The sequence below is a fragment of the Curtobacterium sp. MCSS17_005 genome, from assembly GCF_003234225.2.
Taxonomy (GTDB): domain Bacteria; phylum Actinomycetota; class Actinomycetes; order Actinomycetales; family Microbacteriaceae; genus Curtobacterium; species Curtobacterium flaccumfaciens.
Genome location: NZ_CP126258.1, coordinates 616,121 through 636,434, shown reverse-complemented (window position 1 = coordinate 636,434; position 20,314 = coordinate 616,121). Strand labels below are relative to the sequence as shown.

General features: G+C 68.9%; 20 protein-coding genes. 4 read left to right on the top strand and 16 right to left on the bottom strand.

From position 1 onward, the window contains the following. Positions 1 to 22: 22 nt before the first annotated feature. The 14 genes from DEJ20_RS03185 to DEJ20_RS03120 form a co-directional block, all read right to left on the bottom strand. On the bottom strand, positions 23 to 946 hold the full coding sequence (locus tag DEJ20_RS03185) for a beta-1,6-N-acetylglucosaminyltransferase (RefSeq protein WP_181431495.1): 924 nt from the start codon (positions 944 to 946) through the stop codon (positions 23 to 25). 135 nt (positions 947 to 1,081) lie between these two features. Then, positions 1,082 to 2,536 carry an oligosaccharide flippase family protein gene (locus DEJ20_RS03180; RefSeq protein WP_146245387.1) on the bottom strand — a complete coding sequence of 485 codons (1,455 nt, stop codon included), beginning with the start codon at positions 2,534 to 2,536 and terminating at the stop codon, positions 1,082 to 1,084. Then, on the bottom strand, positions 2,533 to 3,447 hold the full coding sequence (locus DEJ20_RS03175) for a hypothetical protein (RefSeq protein WP_146245386.1): 915 nt from the start codon (positions 3,445 to 3,447) through the stop codon (positions 2,533 to 2,535). Before DEJ20_RS03175 ends, DEJ20_RS03180 begins: the two co-directional genes overlap by 4 nt. Before the next feature lie 56 nt (positions 3,448 to 3,503). Then, positions 3,504 to 4,592, bottom strand: a complete 1,089-nt coding sequence (locus tag DEJ20_RS03170) for a CgeB family protein (protein WP_146245385.1) — start codon at positions 4,590 to 4,592, stop codon at positions 3,504 to 3,506. After that, positions 4,585 to 4,995 (bottom strand): DapH/DapD/GlmU-related protein, encoded by a 411-nt coding sequence (locus DEJ20_RS03165; protein WP_284183370.1) that lies wholly within the window; start codon positions 4,993 to 4,995, stop codon positions 4,585 to 4,587. Before DEJ20_RS03165 ends, DEJ20_RS03170 begins: the two co-directional genes overlap by 8 nt. A 155-nt stretch (positions 4,996 to 5,150) precedes the next feature. Further along, positions 5,151 to 6,161 (bottom strand): glycosyltransferase, encoded by a 1,011-nt coding sequence (locus DEJ20_RS03160; protein WP_258377126.1) that lies wholly within the window; start codon positions 6,159 to 6,161, stop codon positions 5,151 to 5,153. A 50-nt stretch (positions 6,162 to 6,211) separates the two neighbouring features. Further along, a complete protein-coding gene (locus DEJ20_RS03155; RefSeq protein WP_181431493.1) occupies positions 6,212 to 7,513 on the bottom strand; it encodes an O-antigen ligase family protein in 1,302 nt (433 codons plus the stop codon). Further along, positions 7,510 to 8,361, bottom strand: coding sequence for a glycosyltransferase family 2 protein (locus tag DEJ20_RS03150; RefSeq protein WP_284183392.1), 852 nt, complete (start codon positions 8,359 to 8,361; stop codon positions 7,510 to 7,512). Before DEJ20_RS03150 ends, DEJ20_RS03155 begins: the two co-directional genes overlap by 4 nt. A 7-nt stretch (positions 8,362 to 8,368) precedes the next feature. Beyond that, positions 8,369 to 9,448, bottom strand: coding sequence for a glycosyltransferase (locus DEJ20_RS03145; RefSeq protein WP_284183369.1), 1,080 nt, complete (start codon positions 9,446 to 9,448; stop codon positions 8,369 to 8,371). 25 nt (positions 9,449 to 9,473) lie between these two features. Continuing rightward, a complete protein-coding gene (locus DEJ20_RS03140; RefSeq protein ID WP_146245384.1) occupies positions 9,474 to 10,499 on the bottom strand; it encodes a glycosyltransferase family 4 protein in 1,026 nt (341 codons plus the stop codon). Between the two features lie 61 nt (positions 10,500 to 10,560). Continuing rightward, complete coding sequence (locus DEJ20_RS03135; RefSeq protein WP_111234887.1) at positions 10,561 to 11,358, bottom strand: WecB/TagA/CpsF family glycosyltransferase; 798 nt, start codon at positions 11,356 to 11,358, stop codon at positions 10,561 to 10,563. Beyond that, on the bottom strand, positions 11,359 to 12,825 hold the full coding sequence (locus DEJ20_RS03130; RefSeq protein WP_258377117.1) for a sugar transferase: 1,467 nt from the start codon (positions 12,823 to 12,825) through the stop codon (positions 11,359 to 11,361). A gap of 13 nt (positions 12,826 to 12,838) precedes the next feature. Then, on the bottom strand, positions 12,839 to 13,786 hold the full coding sequence (locus DEJ20_RS03125) for a beta propeller repeat protein (RefSeq protein WP_111234885.1): 948 nt from the start codon (positions 13,784 to 13,786) through the stop codon (positions 12,839 to 12,841). A 14-nt stretch (positions 13,787 to 13,800) separates the two neighbouring features. Further along, positions 13,801 to 15,243 carry a tyrosine-protein kinase domain-containing protein gene (locus tag DEJ20_RS03120; RefSeq protein WP_111234884.1) on the bottom strand — a complete coding sequence of 481 codons (1,443 nt, stop codon included), beginning with the start codon at positions 15,241 to 15,243 and terminating at the stop codon, positions 13,801 to 13,803. A gap of 153 nt (positions 15,244 to 15,396) precedes the next feature. Between DEJ20_RS03120 and DEJ20_RS03115 the strand changes: the two genes are divergently transcribed. After that, complete coding sequence (locus tag DEJ20_RS03115) at positions 15,397 to 16,119, top strand: CPBP family glutamic-type intramembrane protease (RefSeq protein WP_111234883.1); 723 nt, start codon at positions 15,397 to 15,399, stop codon at positions 16,117 to 16,119. 4 nt (positions 16,120 to 16,123) lie between these two features. Here DEJ20_RS03115 and DEJ20_RS03110 read toward each other — a convergent pair whose 3' ends face one another. After that, a complete protein-coding gene (locus DEJ20_RS03110) occupies positions 16,124 to 16,552 on the bottom strand; it encodes a hypothetical protein (protein ID WP_111234882.1) in 429 nt (142 codons plus the stop codon). Between the two features lie 80 nt (positions 16,553 to 16,632). Here DEJ20_RS03110 and DEJ20_RS03105 point away from each other — a divergent pair, with 80 nt between their 5' ends. Then, entirely contained in the window at positions 16,633 to 17,916 is a 1,284-nt protein-coding gene (locus DEJ20_RS03105) for a PP2C family protein-serine/threonine phosphatase (protein ID WP_111234881.1), read from the top strand. A 175-nt stretch (positions 17,917 to 18,091) separates the two neighbouring features. On the opposite strand, the gene DEJ20_RS03100 is transcribed toward DEJ20_RS03105, so the two are convergent. Further along, positions 18,092 to 18,730, bottom strand: a complete 639-nt coding sequence (locus tag DEJ20_RS03100) for a TetR/AcrR family transcriptional regulator (RefSeq protein WP_111234880.1) — start codon at positions 18,728 to 18,730, stop codon at positions 18,092 to 18,094. Between the two features lie 205 nt (positions 18,731 to 18,935). Here DEJ20_RS03100 and DEJ20_RS03095 point away from each other — a divergent pair, with 205 nt between their 5' ends. After that, entirely contained in the window at positions 18,936 to 19,793 is an 858-nt protein-coding gene (locus DEJ20_RS03095; RefSeq protein ID WP_111234879.1) for an SGNH/GDSL hydrolase family protein, read from the top strand. Between the two features lie 32 nt (positions 19,794 to 19,825). After that, the gene (locus DEJ20_RS03090; protein WP_146245383.1) at positions 19,826 to 20,302 is read left to right on the top strand and encodes a hypothetical protein; all 477 of its coding nucleotides are present in this window, start codon (positions 19,826 to 19,828) and stop codon (positions 20,300 to 20,302) included. Positions 20,303 to 20,314: the final 12 nt, after the last annotated feature.

Here is a 20,314-nt window from a genome sequence, read left to right as displayed (position 1 = left end):
TGGTTCCCGTCCTCACGTCGTCTTAGTTCGACCGGGCGGCCGTCAGCCGCTCGGTCTTGATCTTGCTGCGGAGACCGGTGCTCGGTCCGGTCACGATCTTGCGGATGAAAAACTTGTCCGAGGACGCTACTTGCCACCAATCCTCCTCGGTGAACACCCGGATGAGAGTCGGATCGATCAGGTGGAGGTTGGCGTAGCGCCAGTTCCCCGGGCCCACGTAGTCCTCGAAGCCACTCGCCGGTGTCGCCGAAGCGAAGCGGGTGCGCATGATCAGGGACTGGTAGAACTTCTCCTCAGGGCAGAAGATCGCCGCGAAGTACCGCTCGACCTCCGGCGTCACCAGCGCCTCCATCTCACGGAGACACGCCGCTGTCACCGCGAAGTGCGTCCCGCCGTGACCGATACGAAGCCCGTCAGGAGGAACCGGGGAGCGCTTCGCGCTCAAGGGGCCGTCGATGAGTCGGATGATGCCGTTGCGGGCCTTGCGGAGGACTCGGTTGCCGGTCCGGGTTGACAGGAAACGCATGTCGCGGTGATGCCGTCGGTCGACCTGTCTGCGGTACTTCTCTTCGCTCGTGGAGATCTCGAACGCGCGGATGAACTGCCGCCCCCCGTGCTCCACGAGGTGGGCGACCAATTCGTCGACTGCTCGGAGCGGGTAATCCGAGCCGGAGAGCAGGACGAGGTAGTCGTCGTCGTTTGCGAACTCGAGTCCCTTTCTCACGAGGGCTCGGATCGCACGGACCTGCGAGTACCCGCCCCAGTTGACCTGCACTCGGTCCTGCAGCATCCGGACGTTCGTGCAGTGCTTGACCGCGGCTGCGAACGGCGCCAAATCGACCTTCGCGTCGACGTGGACGATCACTTCGTACGGTGTCAGCGCTTCGACGAGTTCCCGGAGGTGTTCCGCGTCCTGGAAGGTGTAGACGAGGAAGATCGGTTGCACGGCCGCCCCTTCGTTGTCCAGGGGGCCAGACCGGAACATCCGCCCTCCCCGCCCCTGATCGGCTGAATCTACCGTACGAGCGTCAGCGCGGTGAGCCGAACCGAGCTCGCTTGCGTCCTGCGGAGGTTCCGAGCCTCAGGACAGCCTCTCGCCGCCACGCCCGAGGATCCCCCGGCGACGGAGGATCTCCAGTGGCGGGAAGGATCGACGCGTTGCGCCCACCCACACGACGAGGACGGCGAGGCCGACGAGGCCTGCGGCCACCCGGATCGGCCCGAAGCCGAAGTCGTGGACGAGCACGACGAGTGAGCCGTAGAGCACCAGGGCGAACACCGCTGCCTGCGCGTACCCGAGGGCGAGTTGCCGGAGGCCGAGCGCACGGACGCGGTGTGCCTGGACAATGTGCACCACGTGCCGACCGACCATCGCCGCGATGAGTGCGAGGAGGGCGAAGACGTACTGCTGATGGATTACGACCATCGCGACACCGACGGCGCTGAGGACGAACGCGACGGCTTCGGACAGCCAGATCGCCTTGAAGAGCGCGGCGGCCTCGAGGGCGCCGGCGAGGAGGATCATCAGCGGCTGCACGGCGCCGAGCACCGCGAGCAGCGGCAGGATCTGGCCGGCGAGTTCCCAACCCGGCCCGAGCGCGAGGCGGACGACTTCCGGCCCCACGCTGGCGATCACGGCGCCGAGCGGCAGGGTGAGCCATGCGACGAGGGTCAGCATGTCCAGCCATGCGGCTCTCGCGGCGGACGTGCCAACCTCGTAGCGACGGAACTCCGGGTAGATCACCTGCATCAGCGCGTTCTGCAGCTGCGAGAACGGGATCGTCGACAGGACGTCAGCCCGATTCCATGCGCCGAGCACGCCGGCTCCGACGAACTGGCTGACGCTCCATCGTGGGGCGTTGCCGGAGATGTACTGAAACACGGACACCGCGACGAGCTTCGTGCTGAACCGGATGTTGTCCGATCGGAGGGCGAGTCGGCCTGGGAGCAGACCGCCGCGGAGTCGGGTGACCGCCCAGAGCAACGTGCCCCATTGCCCGACGATCGCCGAAACGGCTAGGGACTCGGGGCTCCGAAAAACGAGTACTGCAGCCGCACCGACGATCATCCCGACGACGTTGGCGGCGAAGGTGGCGATCGCCATCTGGCGGAAGACCCCTTGGCGGCGCAGCAGGCCAGTACTCAGGCTGAGGAACGGCATCACGAGCGCACTCGCCGCGAGGAGCCGCACAGCGCCGGAGGCCTGCGGTGCGCCCCAGAATGCACTCCAGAGATCTGCCGTGGCGAGGGTGAAGAGCGCCGCGGCCACTCCCAGGAGCAACGCGTAGGTGGCGAGGGGTCGTGTCGACGACCGCTCCGCGTCCGGCGCTCGAGCAGCTGTCTGCGACAGCCCACCGGACCCCAGTAGGTTGACCAGCGCCGCGATCGACAGCGCGACGCTGTACGCGCCGAAGACCCCGGGTTCGGCGAGCCGTGACGTCAGCGCTGCGTACGCGAGTTGCACAACGACCGTCAGGAGTTGCAACCCGTACACCCACGAGGCCCCGGCCATGAGGCGCCGTCCGTTTGATGTCACGAAGCGGCACCGGAGATCAAGTCGTCGAGTCGAGCGACGTCGAGGCCTTGGCCCTCCTGGTACGCCAGCCAACGACCGGTGTCCGGGATGTGGTGCCACCAGGGGACGCGGGCGATCACCGGTGCTCTCGACACGAGCGCGGCGAGGAACCCGAAGGAACTCGGAGCCGCCACGACGACCCGTGCGGCCGCGATCTCGATGAAGTCTCGGTCGCGCTCGCCGCCGTCGGAGATCGTGACCCCGAGGGCGTTCAGGTCACGCAGGTCTGCTGCATCGCCCGAGGTGTAGAGCCTGATTGGCGTGTGCGCGAGCGCGGGAACGGTCCTGATCTCGGCGATCAGCCGTTGGTAGTAAGGAAGACCGATCCAGCGATCAGGATGTGATTCCGGCCCGATGTCTCCACGTCGTGCGTGGACCGCGATGTAGTCCGCGTTCGTCTCGATCTGGCTGAACTGATCACCGAGGTACCCACTGAGGAGGGCTCGACGCAGCGGCTCGGCCGCCGGCGTCTGGTCCCAGCGACGCTGGTCCACCGCCAGCCGTCCGACCCACGGTCGGCTGGAGCGGGAGGCGACCCGACTCGTCGCCCGCTGGAGCGCAGGAAGCGCCCAGTCCTCGTACTCGAACCCAGTCGCTGCGATGCGACGCTCGACCACATTTCCAGAGGGTGCACCGGCCGTCGACCGTGCCAAGTCGAAGAGCCCCTTCGTGTCCTTTGTCACGTCCCCGCCGAGGTAGGGCACCCCGAGGTCCGCGGACCACAGGTAGCCGGCGATCCAGGTTGACAGCTGATGTCCGAGATCCGGGTATGGGTCCACACGGACCCGGAGCCCGAGCAGGTTCCGCGGCGGCACCCATCCGTCGGGTGGCGTCGCACCACCACTGCCACGCTGCAGGTTTCGCGCGTTCATGCCCCGTTCGATCCGGAGGGATGCGCGCAGCGGAAGCGTCCTGATCGGCCCGAGCCTCATGCGCGACCTCCCCGCTCAGCGGCCCACACGGACCGAGCATCAGCCGGATCGATCCACTGCGTGCGCCAGTTCATCATCTGGATCATCATGTCGTCCTGTCGGAAGTGCTCCGCTGCGAACTCACGTCCGGCTGCGATGGCCCCGAGCCGGTCTTCCGTCGTGGTGTCGGCCAACACACGCTCGATGGAACCGACGAGCGCCTCGGGAGTCCGACCGCGCACCAGGAACCGGCGGGACTGCGCCGGGAAGAGCTGGTCGTAGCCGGGGTGGTCGGTCGTCGCGTGGATGGATCCGGCGGCGAGCGAGATCGGCAGCCGATTGGAGAAGTATGACGCTTCGGATGCGAAGTGGTCCCAGTTCGCGCTGACCCAGCCCGAGGTGATCGCTTCGTCCTGTGCTTCGAAGGGCACCGGCCCCTTCGCTGTCGGGCCGTCCCAGCCTCTTCCGTACACAGCCAGTCGTTCTCCGAAGTGTTGCTGCATCAGTTCGACGAACCGGATCCGCTCGCGCCAGTCCGGCAGGCCCCTGAACCGAGGTCGGTTCCGGTTGGCGACGATGACGACGTCATAGGGACGGTCCTGGCGAACCGGGCGGTCGAAGTTCGAGGTCCTGGTCGGTTCGTAGGCCGACGGGATCCAGCGGACGTTCGTGCTCCCCGCTCGCCGGAAGTTGTCGCTGAACACGCCGCTGCCGACCGTGAAGACCACGTCCGCAACCCGTGCTGCTGCCCGCGCCTCGGGAGGGATGGGATGGAGGTGCCTCGAGTAGGGGTCGGCCTCGTGGTAGATGAAGTCCCGCGGGCAGGCCTGACGCAGCGATGCGAAGTGCTGTCGCCGCAGGCCGGTGTGGCCGAGGTGCTGCATGAGCAGGATGTCCGGTTGGAAGTCCGTCACCCGTCGGACGAGCTCCTTTCGATGGGCCTCGGCGTTGCCGCCGTTCCGGATCGCGTCGAGAACGCTGAAGGTCGCGAGCTCGGCGACCTGGCCGGCTCGTACCAACGATTCCAACGGGTCACGGAAGCCGAGTTGGCGGAAGCCCCCGAACTCGTTCGGCACGTAGAAGATCCGTGGGGAGGGGTCAGCCATCGGCCCCACCCATCGCCGGATCCTCGGCGAGCCGGACACCCCGGCGGCGCAGCGCGTCCCAATGGACGGTGAGTTCTCCTTCGCCGAGCCGCGGTCCGAGCGCTCGCGCCGGGTTCCCCGCAACGACGGTGTTCGGCGGCACGTCCCGAGTCACGACCGAACCAGCCGCAATGACGGAGCTGTCGCCGACGGACACACCGGACAGCACGATCGCACCGAATCCGATCCAGACGTCACTGCCGATCGTGGTGGAGGTGCTCAGGGCGGGGGTGTCTCCGACCCAGGGCGTCGCAGTGATCGGCACACCCACGACTGACATGTCGTGATCGCGTCGGCCGACGATCGCCGCTCGGTTCGCGATCAGCACACCGTCCCCGATGCTGCCGTCGACCTCGATGCGCACGTCTGAGCCGAGGTGGACGTCAGAGCCGATCGTCAGGGACCTCGGAGCCCAGAGTCGGACCCGTGCGCCGAAGCGCAGGTCCTCTCGACAGGACACGGTGGTCGGGAGGGAACTGAACCAACGTCGCCGTCTGATCGATGCAAGTGCCCGTCGGATCACTGCGCAGCCCTTCTTCTTCGAGTGGTGACGGCTCGGTAGACCTCGGCGTACTCGGATGTTCCCCTGGCCGCGCGGAAGTCGATCGTCGGAGCGCTTCCCGCTCCGCCTGACTCGCCGAGCCGTTCGGCCCACTCTGCCGGTTCCCGGCTCCCGAGCGCCACGACGCTTCCCTGCCCGGCAGCCCACCAGAGTCCTGGGACGTCGGACACGACGGCGGGGAGGCCGACGACCAACGCTTCGGCGAGCGCGACCGGCATGCCCTCGTGACGGCTCGGCATCGCGAACATACGTCCGGCGAGGAGTGCCGCTGCCGGATCGCCGACCCCGCGACCGGCCAGGAGGCCGACCTGGTCGAGTCGCTCGAGGAGTTCCCGCTCCGCCGGTGCCACGTCGTCCTCGGAACCCACGTGCACGACGCTGAGGTTGCCGAGGAGCGCGGCCTCGAGGACGACTTCGTGGCTCTTGATCTTCGAGCAGTTCCCGACGATCACGATCGGAGCCGTGGACGGCACCGTCGTCTGCGCACGCTGTGCGGCGATCTCGAAGAAGCGGTCTTCCACCCAGTTGTAGATCACTCGGACTCGTCGCCCGAAACGCGCCTCGTTCGCCGCCACGTCCGGGCTCGGCGCGATCAGCGCATCGACCAGGCGATCGGCGATGAGCGCTTGCGCGGCACGCCGGAGGAACCATCGGCCGCGCGCGTCGAACACGTTGTGGATGGTCCGCACGACCGGCAGGCGCCTGTTCGACCTGCGGACCGCGAGCACGGTCTGCAGGTAGCGGCCTTCGGTGTGGATGTGCACGACGTGGGGGTCGACCTCGGAGAGAAGACGGTGCAGGACCTGTCGCCCTGCCGGGGTGTGCAACGCACTGTCGGTGGTGTGCACGGAGTAACCGGCATCTCTGATCGCACGCTCGAAGGGATGGTTGCGGCCAACGCCGAAGACATGGCCCTCGACGCCTGCCGAGTCAAAGCCGCTGGCCCCGGAGACGAGCATTCGTTCCATGCCGCTCGGCCGGAGTTCACCGAGGACGTGCAGGACTCGCGTCCCGGGCGTCATCCGTGCACCGGGAGGCGACGGGACCGGCCGACCACGGGTGTATTCGTCGAGATCGCCTCTGGGAAGTCGCGGTCCAGGAACGCCAGTGCGAGCGGCAGACACGTCCACCACTGCCATGAGTACGTCCATCCGTAGACCAGGAAGCAGACAAGCAGAGCGGTCACGAAGACGTCTCGGTTGGCCCGCAACCCGGCGAAGAAGCGTGGCAGGAAGATGACCAGCATCGCGCCGAGACCGATGAGTCCTTCTCGCAGGTACACCGTGACGTACCAGTTGTGCGGAGCGAAGACCACCCAGCGGCCGACGCCCTCGAACCTGCCGTAACCGTGTCCGAAGGGTGCTCCGAAGAGGACGGTCATCACGCCTTCACCCACCGATTGCACGATGAGGCCGATCCAGCTCGTGAGCCGGGCCGAGTACGTCCCCGTGTTTGATGCGGATCCGACGAACTCGGCGGCAATGCCGCTCGACGACGACTGCGCTGCCGACACCAGGATCCCCCCGATCAGCAGCGTTCCGAAGAGCAGCACGAGCGTGTGGCGAAGTGCACGCGGTCCACGCACGAGCAGCACGAGGACGACCGCGAGGGCGGTGAGCCAGACCGTTCGTTGCTGGCTGACGATCACGAACACCATGAAGAGACCGAACAGCCAGACCCAGCGCGCGCGGGCGTCGCGCTGCCAAAGCCGGAGAGCAAGGACCGCACAGATCGTGAGGAGCAGCGCCTGCCCCGACACCAATGGGCGTCCGGTCTGGCTGAGCTCTCCACTGACGAGAACGAAGTCCGCCGTCCCACCCAGGCCGTACCGCGCGACGTGGTACACGCCGACGACGCACAAGCCGATGCCCTGCACGATGACGAAGAACTTCTCCGCGTAGACGATCTCGGCATCTGGCCATGGACGGGTCACCGCCCAGAACAGGATGCCGAGCACGTACAGGAACCCACGGGCTTCGTTGACGGCCACGCCGAGTCCGAAGGTCGCGATGCCCTGCACGAGCGACAGCGCGAGCACCGCGACGAGCGCTGCGCCCGCGATGACCCCGACCGGCCGGAAGCGCCGGACCACAGCCCGAGCGTCGAGCAGGCCTGCGGCGATCAAGCTCACCGCGAGCCCGTCACCGAGTGTGATGGTCGTGCCGCCGAAGGTGCCGATCGTCCCGAAGTTCGGGTACTCCCACGCTGTTACGGCGTACAAGGACACGATCCAGTACACGACGCGCGGCTGAATCCGTACAAGCCCGACAGCCAGGACCAGGAAGATGGCCGCGACGACGAGGAACAGCAGGGTGGTCATCGGCGTGTCCCTCTGCTCATCGCGGCGCGACGAAGGGTACGAACCCACCAGAGCGCGTAGGACGCGGCGTAGAAGAACCACCAGGACCGCGGGTTGTGCCGGCGAAGGTACCGGCGGATCGAACGAGGATTGCCCGCCCCCTTCTGCCCGGTGTACGAACGCCAGGCGGCGACGATGGACGGGTGCGACACGGCAGGGTTCCGGCTGCAGTACCCCGCTGTCTCCCCGATCACCCAGATGGGAACGCTCTTCGCGGTCGCGCGCATCCCGTAGTCGACATCCGCGTACGCGTGGCTGAAGCCACCGTCGATAGGACCGACCGCGCGGGCGACGTGGACGGGCATGAGCACGATGTTGCCGTTGAAGGCATCGACCCGCTCGGCTTCGCTGGCACCGTCCGGCGGTTGGACGAGTGCGAACGCCAACGGGTGGGGTCCCTCGCGTCGGAGTCCGCCGTAGGTCAGTGCGCCCGAGACGGGGTCCACTGTGCTTCCGACGAGGATCCCCGCCTGCAGCTGCGGTGCCGCTTCGAACAGGGACCGGAGACCGGAGCGCTCGAGCAGGACGTCGTCGTTAAACCAGAGCAACCAGTCGTCGTCCCGGACATCGTCACGGTCCAGCACCGCGGCCTCTGCCGTAGCCATGGACCGGGCCCAGAACGCCGAACCATCGCCCCGCAGGACCGTCAACTGATCCACGACCGCGGTCACCCGCGCGATCGTGTCGTCCGACGAGCCGTCATCGAACAGCGTCACGTCGTACTCGACACCCGCCTCGGAGATCGCCTCCTGGAGCGACCGCAACGCGGACACCGTGGTGTCGGCGCGGTTGTGGCTCGCTACGATCACGTGCAACTCACTCATTGTCGTCCTTGATCGCTGCGTTCAGGCCGTCCTGGAAATGATGCGCCATCTTCTCGACGGAGTACTCCTCGGACACTCGGCGGCAACGCTCTTGCATGGTCACGAGCTCCTGCCGGTCGCGCAGGAGCCGCACGACAGACCGCGCAGCGTCCTCGACGCCATCGGCCACGACGCAGGTCCGGCCGGGCTCGAGGTACCCGAACTCCGGTCCGTGGAGCGACGACGCGAGTGTGACGATGGGTCGGCCTGCGACGAGGCTGTCGAGCGCGACGAGTCCGACGCGTCCGGGCAGCAGGAGCAGGTCGCTCTCGCGCAGCAGCACCGCCTTCGCGGCTCCGGACACCGCACCGCGGTAGTCGAGCCACGCGAAGCGGGCCGCCGCGGACTCGACCGCGGGGCGAAGCTGTCCGTCACCGCCGACCACCAAGCGGAAATCCGGATTCGCCCGGTGCGCGGCCTCCCCGATCGCGATCAGCTCGACGATCTTCTTGCTGTCGTCGAGGCCGCCGATAAAGGCCACCTGGCCCTCGGCGTTGGTCGCCTCGACGGCCGCAAGCTCCTCGCGCAGGTGCCGGACGTCGGTGCTGTTGTGCAGGACAGTGGTTCGCTGTGGGTCCCGGCCGATCGCGGCAGCCCACTCGGCGCCTGCCGGCGTGTAGGCGAAGAACCACGTGGCCTTCCGCGTGATCAGGCGGCTGTACAACCGCTCGAAGCGGGACGGGACCTTGACGACGTCGGCGCCGTGGCCCCACAACGCCGTCTTCCGCGCTGTCCGGTTCAAGAGCAACAGCAGCGGGAGATCGAGGTTCCGTCGAGCTTGCTCCACGACGATCAGGTCCGCTCGCCACACGTCGCGCGGCAGCACGCGGAGGGTCAGCCGTTTCCGGAACAGCCGGAACTCCCGCTGGCGGATCCTCCGCAACCACGGCCGCTCCTGCACGCCGTCCCGCCGCTGAGCGAGCGCGCCGGCCGGGTTCCCGGCGAAGACGGTGAGCTCATCGCCCGTTTCCGACAGCGCCTCGGCCAACCGGTCGAACAACGGCGCGCGGTACTCGGGGACGTACTCCTGCACGATCGCGAACGTTCGTCCTGCCACGTCACGCACCCCGCTCGAGAAGTTCGGTCCACGCCGCGCTGTACCGGGCGAGCCCGAAACGTTCGCGGGATGTCGTGAGGGCTCCCGCGGCGAGTCGGTCGCGGTCGTCTCGTGACGACAGGATGGTCCGGCATCGCTCGGATGCCGCCTCCCAGTCACCGCTCCTGACGAGGAACCCGTTCACATCGTCGTCGATCACGTCGCGGAGGCCCCCGACGTCGTAGGCGACGACCGGAACTCCCAACCGCATCGATTCCAGGACGGTCAGCGGCTGTGCCTCGTAGCGGTAGGTGCTCGGGAACACGAGGACACTCGCGGTCGCGAGCAGGTCGTCACGAGCTTCGTCGAACAGCGCGCCGACGAAGTCCACCCGGTCTCGCACCTCCGGTTCGAGGATCGCCCGCAGCCCCTCCGCGTACTCGTCGGACGACGCTCGACCGATCACCATCGCTCGAGCGTCCGGTGCGTCGACGAGGCACCGGTTCGCAATGCGCATGAAGTCCTCGGCACCCTTGCCCGGGATCAGGTTCGACAGAAAGGCGATGGTCGACGAGCCGCCGACGGCTGTCGTTCGCCGCTCCGGACCGCCGACCGCGTTCGGGATGACACTGCGGGCGTCGTTGAACTGTTGCACGTCGGCGAGCATCGACTCCCCGAGGACCACCACCGAAGAAGCGCCGCCGAGCAGGAGGGCCACCCCACGGCGATGGAGGGCCCCTCGTTCGGCCAACGCTCGGTAGCCCGACGTGTGGACGTACGCGATGTAGGGACGGCGCAGCATCCGCAGTTCCACGCTCATCACGACGTCGACCCAGAACGACGGCGGCCGGTTCGTGGTGAAGAACACCACCACCGCGTCACGGTGGTGTCGGAGCGCCGTTCCGAGCCGGAAGAGGAGCGAGATGCCGCTGAGTACCTTCTTGATGCTCGTTGAGCCGATCTCGTCGACTGATCTGCTGAAGCGCCGGTCCACGAGGACCGGGCGCCAGCCAGAACCGACGAGGACGTCCATGAGGGTCCTCGTCATGACCGTCGACCCGTGCACGGGTGGAGGCAGCTGACTGATCGCGATGACGTCACCGTGCGCCTCATCCACGTCGTCTCCTGATGGCGAGAAGGAGGAACGTCAGGTTGCCGAGCAGGTAGCGGCGCCAGAGGCGCCGTGGCTCGCGGACGAGTCGGTACATCCACTCGAGGCCCGTTCGGCGCCACAGCCGCGGTGCCTCGACGACGTCTCCGGACACGAAGTTGAAGGCCGCCCCGACAGCCAGGACGACTGCGGAGTGCAGCGCGGCGAGTCTGACGACTTCGTAGTCCTGCTTCGGTGTGCCTATGCCGACCCAGACGACGTTCGCGGCGGACTCCCGGATCAGCGAATCGATGTGGTCTCGATCGCTGTCGCCGAACTCGGTGAAGGGAGGACTGAACGCTCCCACTACGACCGCATCGGGGTGGTCCCGAGCGATGGCCATCTCGAGACGGGCGAGTGACTCCTCGCTCCCGCCGAGCAGGAAGTGCCGAAGGCCGTACGTCGGCTTCGACGAGAGGATCTCGCGGAATGCGTCCGGACCGCGCAGATGTGCAACCTCGCCACCTATTAAGCGCGCGATCCACGCCAGGGGTGTCCCGTCCGCAATGTTCACCCCGTCCGATTGGAACAGGCGCAGGTAGCGGGGGTCGGTCGTCAACGACACGGTGTACGCGTTGACGAAGTGGACGGGGAGCCCCGCTCCGTCAAGGCGATCAGCGACGGACCGCAGCTGCTCGAGGACTTCCGGAGCTGGGACCGCGAGCAGCGGCACGCCTGCCGCACGGACCGTCGGGAGGGCGATCATAGCGTTGCGGATGCCGGGCTCCGCCCCGTCAGGATTGCTGTGAGCGGTCATCTAGTACGCACCTCGGCTGGCCGCGATGGCCTTGAACGTCTTCCAGAGGATGAGGAGGTCGGCCACGATCGACCAGTTCTCCACGTAGTACAGATCGAGCCGCACGGAATCCTCCCACGACAGGTCGGATCGACCGCTCACCTGCCAGAGGCCGGTCATCCCCGGCTTCACCAGGAACCGACGGTGGACGTGGGTGTCGTAGCGGGCGACCTCGCGCGAGAGCGGCGGCCGGGGTCCGACGAGTGACATGCTGCCGGCCAGGACGTTGAACAGCTGCGGCAATTCGTCGAGGCTGTAGCGGCGCATGAACCCGCCGACCCGGGTCACCCGGGGGTCGTTCCGCATCTTGAACAGGACGTCGTTGCCCTCGGCCCGGTCGAGAGCGCTGAGCTCCTGCAGGCGTTCCTCGGCGTCGACGACCATGGAGCGGAACTTGATCATCCGGAAGGTGCTGCCGTTCAGGCCGACGCGCTCCTGGTGGAAGAAGACCGGACCGGTCGAGGTGGTCTTCACCAGCACGGCGAGCACGAGCAGCAGCGGCGACAGGACGACGACGAGCAGCCCTGCACCGATCAGGTCGAAGGCCCGCTTCGTGTAGAGCTTGCGCCCCGAGTACGTCGGTGTCTCGACGTGGATGAGCGGCAGGCCCTGCACGGGACGGGTGTGGATGCGGGGGCCACCGATGTCGGTCAGGCTCGGCGCGACCACCAGGTGCTGCCGGCCCGGCTCGAGCGACCAGCTGAGTTCCCGGACGCGCTCCGGCGGCAGGTCGTCGGAACTCGTGATCACGACGGTGTCGGCACCGGTCTCGCGCAACGCGGAGCCGACGTCCTCGAAGCCGCCGTGGCTCTGGATGGTCGATCCGGCCAGCAGACCGCGGTGGTTCGTCGACACGACCGCTCCGACCACCCGGTAGCCGGCTTCGGGGGAACGCGCGAGTTCGCGGCCGATGTGCAGCACGCTGGCCGGAGACCCGACGAGCAGCACGGTCGCCGAGTAGGCGCCCTGCTGACGCTGAGCGACCAGCCACTGGCGCCAGATCCACCGGGACAGCAGGAGGACGAGGATCCCGATCGGGAACGCGATGAGCACGTACCCGCGGGCCAGGTCGACGTGCAGCAGGAACGCCGCGATCGCGAGCAGGCCGAACACGCGGACGCTGGAGTCCGCGACCAGGCGGTACTCGGTGCTGCCGACGCCGATCACCCGCGCACCGCGGGTGTCGTACAGGGCGAGTGCGCTCATCCACACGACGATCACCACGATGGAGATCGCGGAGTAGCTCAGTCGCAGGTCGGCGGTGTTCGTGGCCAGGTTCGACTCGAGTCCGAGCCAGGCGATCTGCACACCGAAGACCACCCAGATCAGGGCCAGCAGGTCGGTGAACAGCACGCGGCGCGAGTACGTGCGGCTCCACTCGTCGGTGGCGCCGATGGCGCGCGGGGCGCGGAGCGCGTCCGCCGTCACGAGGACGACCCGGTCACCACGTCGCGCCGCCGTCCGACGACACCCGCACGGTCGTGCCGTCCCACAGCCACACGTCCTGGCCGGCACGGTCGATGGTGACGGTGTCGTCGGTGTCCGCGCCGTCGGCACAGCCGATCGGTCTGGTGGACGACGAGGGCGTCACGTCCGACGCGGACATGGTCTCGATCTGCACGCCGTCGCACGCTGCTGCACCGACGCGGGCGAGGGTGTAGTTGCCACCGTCGACGCCGATCGAACGGACGCCACCCATCGGCACGTCGACCCACGCGGCACCGCCGGTGCGCCACTCGAGCTGGCCGTCGCAGATGACGACCGCGGTCTTCTCGCCCTGGAACGCGTCGATCGGGTCGGCGCACGGCGCCTGCTCCGTCCCGCTCGCGAGCACGACGCCGTCGGTGCTGATACCGGCGCCGGCGGCGCCGGGCGCCCCGGCTTCCCACGTCACGCCGGCGTCGGTGCTGGTCCGCGCCGTCGTGGTGCAGTCGTCGCCGATGCCAGCCAGGATCGAGAGCTCCGCGCTGGAGGCCCGTATCGCCATGAGCGATCCGACGTCCGTCCCGAGTCCCACCGGGACCCACGTCGCCCCGCCGTCCACAGAGTGTTCCAGCACCGGCCGCGGACCGCCGCACGACCCACCGGACGCGCGCCACGCCTCCTGGCCGTCGACCGCTGCCAACAGGCGACGACCCTGCTGCTTGGTCGAGGCGGCGTCTGCGTCAGCAGACGCACTCGGTCGCGGCGTCTCGCGTCGGTCGGGCGTCCCCGTGAAGGTGGGGATGGGACCCGCGGAACCGTTCTCCTCGGGTGCGGTGCGACCGAGGGCGAGCGCGACGAGCACGACGTCGACGACGACCAGCACCACCACGACGACGGCCACCAGGATGAGCGTGGTCCGGGGCAGTGCACGACCGAGGCTTCGGGTCCCCCGGCGAGTCTTCATGTGAGTGTCCCCGTTCAGCGTCCGGCGCGGCGGAGCACGCCCAGCTTCTTGCCGACCCGCTTGGGCGGGTTGACCGTCGCGGCAGCGTCCTCGTCCTGACCGTAGCCGTACCCGTAGCCGTACCGGCCGTAGCCGTAGGCGCCGGGGCCCTTGAGCGGCATCTTGGTGATGACGAAGCCGGAGATCGGGGCGCCGACGTTCTCGAGGGTCGCGACGGCAGCGGCGAGCTGACCCTTCAGCGTCTGTCCCGAGGCGACCGCGACGATCGCGCCGGAGGCCTTCTTGGCCAGGATCGCCGCGTCGGTGACGGGCAACAGCGGCGGGGCGTCGAACAGCACGTAGTCGAACTGCTGCTCGAGCCGTTCGATCAGGTCCTGCATGGCGCGCGACCCGAGCAGCTCGGACGGGTTCGGCGGGATCGGGCCGGCGGGCAGGACGACGAGCTTGCCGCGGCCCCAGGGGTGGGCGACGTCCTCCAGGTCGGCGCGACCGATGAGCACGTCGGTCAGGCCGGCGTTGCCCTCGACGTCCATGTACTCGGCGACGCGGGGGCGGCGCAGGTCGGCGTCGATCAGGATCACGCGGAACCCGGCGCTGTCCAGGGCGATGGCCAGGTTGGCGACGGTGGTGCTCTTGCCCTCGGACTGCATCGACGACGTCATGACGAAGGTGCGGGCGCCGCTGCCGATGTCGAGGAACTGCAGGTTGGTGCGGAGCGTGCGGAACGACTCGGCACGGGGGCTGCGCGGGTCGACCTGCACGATGAGCGGGCGCTCAGCGGCCTTGGCGTCGAAGGCGATCCCGCCGACGACCGGCTTGTCACTGATCTTCTCGACGTCGAGCTCGGTGCGGACCCGGTTGTCCAGGGTCTCGCGCAGCACGGCGATCCCGATGCCCAGTGCGAGCCCGACGAGCAGCCCGAGCGCGACGTTGACGGGCACGTTCGGGCTGACCGGGACACTCGGCACGTCGGCCTGCTTCACGCGGGTGAGCTTGACCGTGCTCTTGCCGCTCGCGTCGGTGGCCTCGATGTCCTGCACGACGTTGGTCAGGCTCTGCGAGGTCGCGTTCGCGATGTCGGCGGCTTGCACCGGGTCGGTGCTCTCCACCGAGATGGCGATGAGGGTGGTGCTCGTCGGCGCCGTCGCGGACACCATCGTCGCGAGCTGGTCCGCGTTCATGTCGAGCTTGAGCGACGAGATCACCGGCAGCAGCACGATCGGCGTCGACACCAGGTTCGAGTACGTCAGCACCCGCTGCTGGGTGAACGTGTTGCCCTGGGCCAGGTCGCTGGCGCTGCCGGACGTCTCTGTCGAGACGAAGACCTGCGCCGATGCCGAGTAGACCGGCTTCTTCAGCAGGGAGAACCCTGCGGCTGCGGCCACTCCCACCAAGGCGAGTACGACGATCAGCACCCATCCCTTGCGGAGCACCGTGATGTAGTCGCGGAGTTCCACGCCTTTGCCTTCCCCGATCCCAACCGTCCCTGTGGTCCCGACACAGGCACGCCGGGGTACTCCCAGCGCACGGCATTCAAATAGTGCCACAGGAACGAGCACTGCTCGGGGACAAGTCGCCATCCGGCGCACGGTGTCCTCTACGGTGGCCCCATGCGCTCCGAGCCGGCCCCGACCACCACCGAGCCCAGCGTGCGGCGACAGCGGGACCTCATCGTCATCCTCGTCGCACTCGGCGTCGCCGTCATCCTGACCCGGATCGTCGGACAGGTCACCCGGACTGGGGGCATCCCCTCGCCGGTCCTGCAGGTGCTCGCCGCGGATGCCGCCGTATGGCTGCCGCTCGTCGCCGCGGCCGCCGTGGTGCTCCGGCGGACCCCGCGATCGGCGATGGTGTCGCGGCTGCGGCTCGACCTGGGGATCGTGGTCTTCGCGATCGGCATCGTGATCGTGTGCCGCGCGGTGGACGTGTTCCTGTCGATCGCGTTCACCGGGTCGACCGGGCTGGTGCCCGCGCCGTCCCTCGGCACGCCGGACGTCGGGCTGCTGCTCGTGTCGGCGATCGGCATCGTCGTCGTCAGCCCGGTGCTCGAAGAGGTGGTGTTCCGCGGGCTGTTCCAGCGCCGGCTCGCCGCCGAGCTCACGCCCCGCACCCGGTTCCTCGCGGTGCTGGTCACGGCGTTCCTGTTCGCGCTGCTGCACCTGCTGCTCGGTGCGGGCGGCACGTCGCTCGGCGGGTTCCAGGTGTTCGTCACGACGTTCCTGCTCGGCCTGCTCACCGGCACGCTCGTCGCGATGACCGACCGCATCGGCGGCGCGATCCTGGCACACGTGCTGTTCAACGCGGTCGCGGTCGTCGCCACCTGGCCGCGCTGAGCGGCTACGCCTCCGTACGCGCCGAGGCGTCGTCGACGGCTGCAGCCCTTCGTCGCCGACGCTGGATCACGACGATCGCCGTCGCGTACGCCCCGGCGATGAGGAGCACCCCGAGGATCGAGCCACCGACGCGCGCGCCCGTCTGATCGGAGCCCGACAGGATCCCGCCGAACAACAGCCCGATGCCGAGGGTCATCAGCACGAGGAAGACCACGGTCTGCCATCCGTCACGGATCTGCCCCGGGTCCGGCCTGGTCCAGAGGACCGCGGCGAGGACTCCGAGCGTGATGAACGCCAGGGGCTCCACCGGGAGCCACCGTCCGACCAGGGAGAGCGCACCGAGCGCCGCGGCGAAGGCCACCGCGAGCCAGCCGAGCTGGGCCAGCCGCCGACAGGCAATCGAAGGACCGTCGCTGCGCTCGCCGTGCACCATCCCTCGACCGTAGTCGGCGAACGCGCAGCCGCCACCCCCGACGGGCAGCGACGACCCGGTTCCACTAGCCTGCACTGAGCATGACTCGCCCAACCAGCATCGTCGACAACCCCCTCGTCCGTCAGGCTCCGATCAGCGGCCTGTTGGCGCTCTCGGCGTTCCTCAGTGTCGTGATGCCGTCGCTGGTGATCACCGAGCACGACCTGTTCGTCGCGAGCGTCGTCGGCACGGTGGTGGCGACCCTGTTGAGCGCGATCCCCACGCTCGTGCGCCGCGCCGCCTGGGTGGTGCCGATCCTGCTGACCGTCGACTTCCTGACGATCGCGCTGCTGCGCACCGGGACGGGTGCGGGTGCCTCGGTGTTCACGGCCCTCGTGGTGCTGCCGGTGATCTGGTGGGCATCGCTCGAGGGGCGTCGGACCGTGGGGTTCGCGGTCCTCGGTCTGCTGGTCGTGATGCTCGCCCCGTACGTGCTGACCCCGACCGACCCGCCCGGGCCGAGTGAACTCGTCCGCGTCGGCGCAGTGGTCATCGTGTTCGGCACGGTCGCCGTCGTCGTGCACGAACTCTCCCGTCGCTCGCGCCTGAACCTGCGGTCGGCCGAAGCCCGCGAGGGCAAGGTCCGCGCCGAGATCGACCGGGCGGCCGCGGTGCAGCGCTCCCTGCTCCCGACGACGACGGGCCGCATCACCGAGGACGTCGTCGTCGCCGGTGCCTGCCTGCCGGCCCGGAGCGTCGGTGGCGACTTCTTCGACTGGTACCCGACGCCGACCGGCGTGGCGGTGAGCCTCGGCGACGTCATGGGCAAGGGCGTCGGCGCGGGTCTGATCGCGGCCGCCGTGCGATCGACCCTGCGGAGCGCTCGGACCGTCGAGGACCCCGCCGAGGCGCTGAAGCGGGCCTCCGACGGCCTGACCGCCGAGGGCGTCGGGCCCGATCTTGCCTTCACCACGCTGTTCCACGCCCGGATCTCCGACGACGGCACCCTCCGGTGGGCCGACGCCGGGCACGGGCTGAGCTTCGTCCTGCGTGCCGACGGGCACGTCGACCGGCTCCGGTCCGGCGACATGCCGCTGGGGCTCGGCATCCGCGAGGAGTGGGCGACGACCCAGGGCGCCCTCGAACCGGGTGACCTGCTCGTCTCGTTCAGCGACGGCGTGCTCGACCTGTACGACGGTCTCGACGAGACCATCGAAGCGGTCGCCGCGATCGCCCGCGCCGGCCGTGACCCGCACGCGGTCGTCCTCGCGCTGTCGGCGCGCGCTGACGAGGTGCCGCACGACGACGACGTGACGGTCATCGCGATCCGCCGGCAGCCGGTCGAGGTGGACACGGAGCGACCGCTCGCGATGCACGCCGACTGACACGGAACGAGCGACCGCGGCCGACGACGCGCAACGAGCGCCGGCCTGCAGAGATTGGTACGCGCCGCCGCTCGAACCCGAATCGTGCGGCGACGCGTGCAGACGATGAGCGTCTGCCCTCGGACGCCCTAGCGTCCTCGGTCTGTGGGGGCGGCCTGCCGAGCCACCCGGAGGGTCAACCGACCCGGTCGAGGTCCCAGACGGGCGGTACGTACGCGCGGGACCAGCCCTCGCGCAGGCGCGTCACGGCGCGGTCGAAGGCCTCGAGCAGGTCCATCTCCGGCCGCACCATCGACTGCAGCTGCAGCCCCTCGTAGGTCGCGAGCAGCTGCTCCGAGCCGCGCGCAGGCTCCATCGTGCCCGGCTCACGTCCGAGCAGGACGTCACGCTCCAGGGCGTGCTGCACGAAGGCGTGGAACCGTCGCCACCGAGCGTGCAGCATCGGCGCGAGCGGGTGCTCGGGCGACGCCGCGATGTTCAGCGTCGCCGTCAGGAACCGCATGAGCGACGGGTCGGACACGTTGGCGGTGACGATCGCACGCAGGAACCGGATGGTGCCGTGCTGCTCGGCCAGGGGCATGAGCGGCACGGTGCGCTCCTCGTTCCACCGATCGATCGTGGCGAGCAGCAGGCCGTCCCAGCTCGGGAACGTGCGGCCGACGACGTCGGTGTCCACCCCGGCCGCAGCCGCGACGACCTCGGGGGTCACCTCGTGCAGCGGACGGGAACGCAGCGCCGTGATCATCCCGTGGATGACCTCACCCCGCAGGGCGGGGTCGTCGGGAGTGGTCACCGGCGGCGCTTCGATGTGCATGCACACACTGCACCAGCCCGGCGCGACCGTGCACAGCCCCCCGAACGGGAACGCGCGTTCCCCGGACAGCGATCGGATCGGGTAGCACGAAGAACGATCTGTCTGTCCGTGCAGCGCGCGCTTGGACGCCCCCAGACCTGGGGGAAGATGACATGTCACAGAGCTTCTAGGGTGATGAAGTTCGCACCCGAAACGAAAGCTCACGTTGCCTCACCACCAGCGCTCCTCCCGCCTGCCCTTCATCGCCGCAGCTGCATCCGTTGCCGTCTTCGCCGGCACCCTGCTCGCCACCGTCCCGAACACTGCGACCGCCGTGGAGGGAACCGGGACGATCGCCCCCGTCCCCGCGCCGACCGACGTCCCGGTACCGTCACCGACCACGGAGCCGACGAGCCAGCCGAGCGAGCCCACGCCCGCCCCGACCAGCGTCCCGACGCCGAGCACCGCCCCGACGGCCACCCCGACGCCGACGCCGCCGCCGACTCCGACGCCCGCGCCGACACCGAGCCAGCTGACCTTCACCTACGCCGGCGACTCGCTCACTGCCATGGACGCCTCGTGGATGCGGCAGCTGAAGGACCCGACGATGGTCAACGTCGGGGGCACCTCGATCGGTGGAGCCACCTCGGCACGGATCCTGGAACGGAGCTCGGAGCACGACGCCGACGTCCTCGTCGTCATGGCCGGCACGAACGACCTGCGCTACGGGTACAGCACGAAGTCGATCCTGAAGAACATCGACAAGATCACGCAGAAGGTCGGCGCGCGCCACGTCGTGATCGCCGCGATCGCCCCGTCGAACATCACGAACTACAGCAAGAAGCACATCGATCGCCGCAAGCAGGGCGAGATCCTGAACCGTGACCTGCAGAACCACGCCCTCACCCGCGGCTGGATGTTCGTCGACCCGTGGGCCGCCGACCGCCGGCTCGACGGCGGCTGGCCGTCCTCGCGCACGTACGACGGCGTCCACCCGACGGTCGCGATGTCGAAGAAGGTCTCGGTCCGGATGCAGCAGGCGATCCACATCGCCGCCGAGGGCGCCAAGGGCGCAGCGGGCTAGCCCCCGGTCGCGTCGTGAGTCATACTCGCCCCATGCAGTGGGGACGGATGGCGCCGGTCGTGGCACTCGTCGTGGTGCTCGGCGGCACCCTGGCGGGCTGTGGCAGCGAGAGCCGGGTGCAGTCGATCAACGACGACAACGTGCAGAGCACCGGGTGCACCGACTACATCCAGCTGAAGACGCCGGCCGAACGCCGCGACGCCGCTGAGCTCGTCGTCGACGCCGACGTCACCAAGACCGACCGCACCGTGGAACCGCAGGGCATCTACGAGGTGTACGAGGCGACGGTCACCGACGTCACGAAGGGCGACGCCGCCGCCCCCGGCGACACGATCCAGGTCATCAGCACGTCGGACCAGTGCGAGACGAGCGGTGAACCGGTCGAGTACCTCTCGGGCGACCCCCTCGCCGACGAGGGCGCCTTCCGCCTGTACCTCTCCCACGACGGAGACGACGACGTCTGGCAGCTCGTCGTCCCCGGCGCCGCCGAACCGCAGCCCGCCGGCTGACGCCGCGGCCCG

What these genes read in the sequence shown, in the direction of transcription:
- DEJ20_RS03090 (WP_146245383.1), top strand. Translation starts at nt 19,826, where the DNA reads ATGCAGTGGGGACGGATGGCGCCGGTCGTGGCACTCGTCGTGGTGCTC.
- DEJ20_RS03140 (WP_146245384.1), bottom strand. Translation starts at nt 10,499, where the DNA reads ATGACGAGGACCCTCATGGACGTCCTCGTCGGTTCTGGCTGGCGCCCG.
- DEJ20_RS03170 (WP_146245385.1), bottom strand. Translation starts at nt 4,592, where the DNA reads ATGGCTGACCCCTCCCCACGGATCTTCTACGTGCCGAACGAGTTCGGG.
- DEJ20_RS03105 (WP_111234881.1), top strand. Translation starts at nt 16,633, where the DNA reads ATGACTCGCCCAACCAGCATCGTCGACAACCCCCTCGTCCGTCAGGCT.
- DEJ20_RS03100 (WP_111234880.1), bottom strand. Translation starts at nt 18,730, where the DNA reads ATGCACATCGAAGCGCCGCCGGTGACCACTCCCGACGACCCCGCCCTG.
- DEJ20_RS03155 (WP_181431493.1), bottom strand. Translation starts at nt 7,513, where the DNA reads ATGACCACCCTGCTGTTCCTCGTCGTCGCGGCCATCTTCCTGGTCCTG.
- DEJ20_RS03135 (WP_111234887.1), bottom strand. Translation starts at nt 11,358, where the DNA reads ATGACCGCTCACAGCAATCCTGACGGGGCGGAGCCCGGCATCCGCAAC.
- DEJ20_RS03175 (WP_146245386.1), bottom strand. Translation starts at nt 3,447, where the DNA reads ATGAACGCGCGAAACCTGCAGCGTGGCAGTGGTGGTGCGACGCCACCC.
- DEJ20_RS03160 (WP_258377126.1), bottom strand. Translation starts at nt 6,161, where the DNA reads ATGGAACGAATGCTCGTCTCCGGGGCCAGCGGCTTTGACTCGGCAGGC.
- DEJ20_RS03110 (WP_111234882.1), bottom strand. Translation starts at nt 16,552, where the DNA reads ATGGTGCACGGCGAGCGCAGCGACGGTCCTTCGATTGCCTGTCGGCGG.
- DEJ20_RS03115 (WP_111234883.1), top strand. Translation starts at nt 15,397, where the DNA reads ATGCGCTCCGAGCCGGCCCCGACCACCACCGAGCCCAGCGTGCGGCGA.
- DEJ20_RS03125 (WP_111234885.1), bottom strand. Translation starts at nt 13,786, where the DNA reads ATGAAGACTCGCCGGGGGACCCGAAGCCTCGGTCGTGCACTGCCCCGG.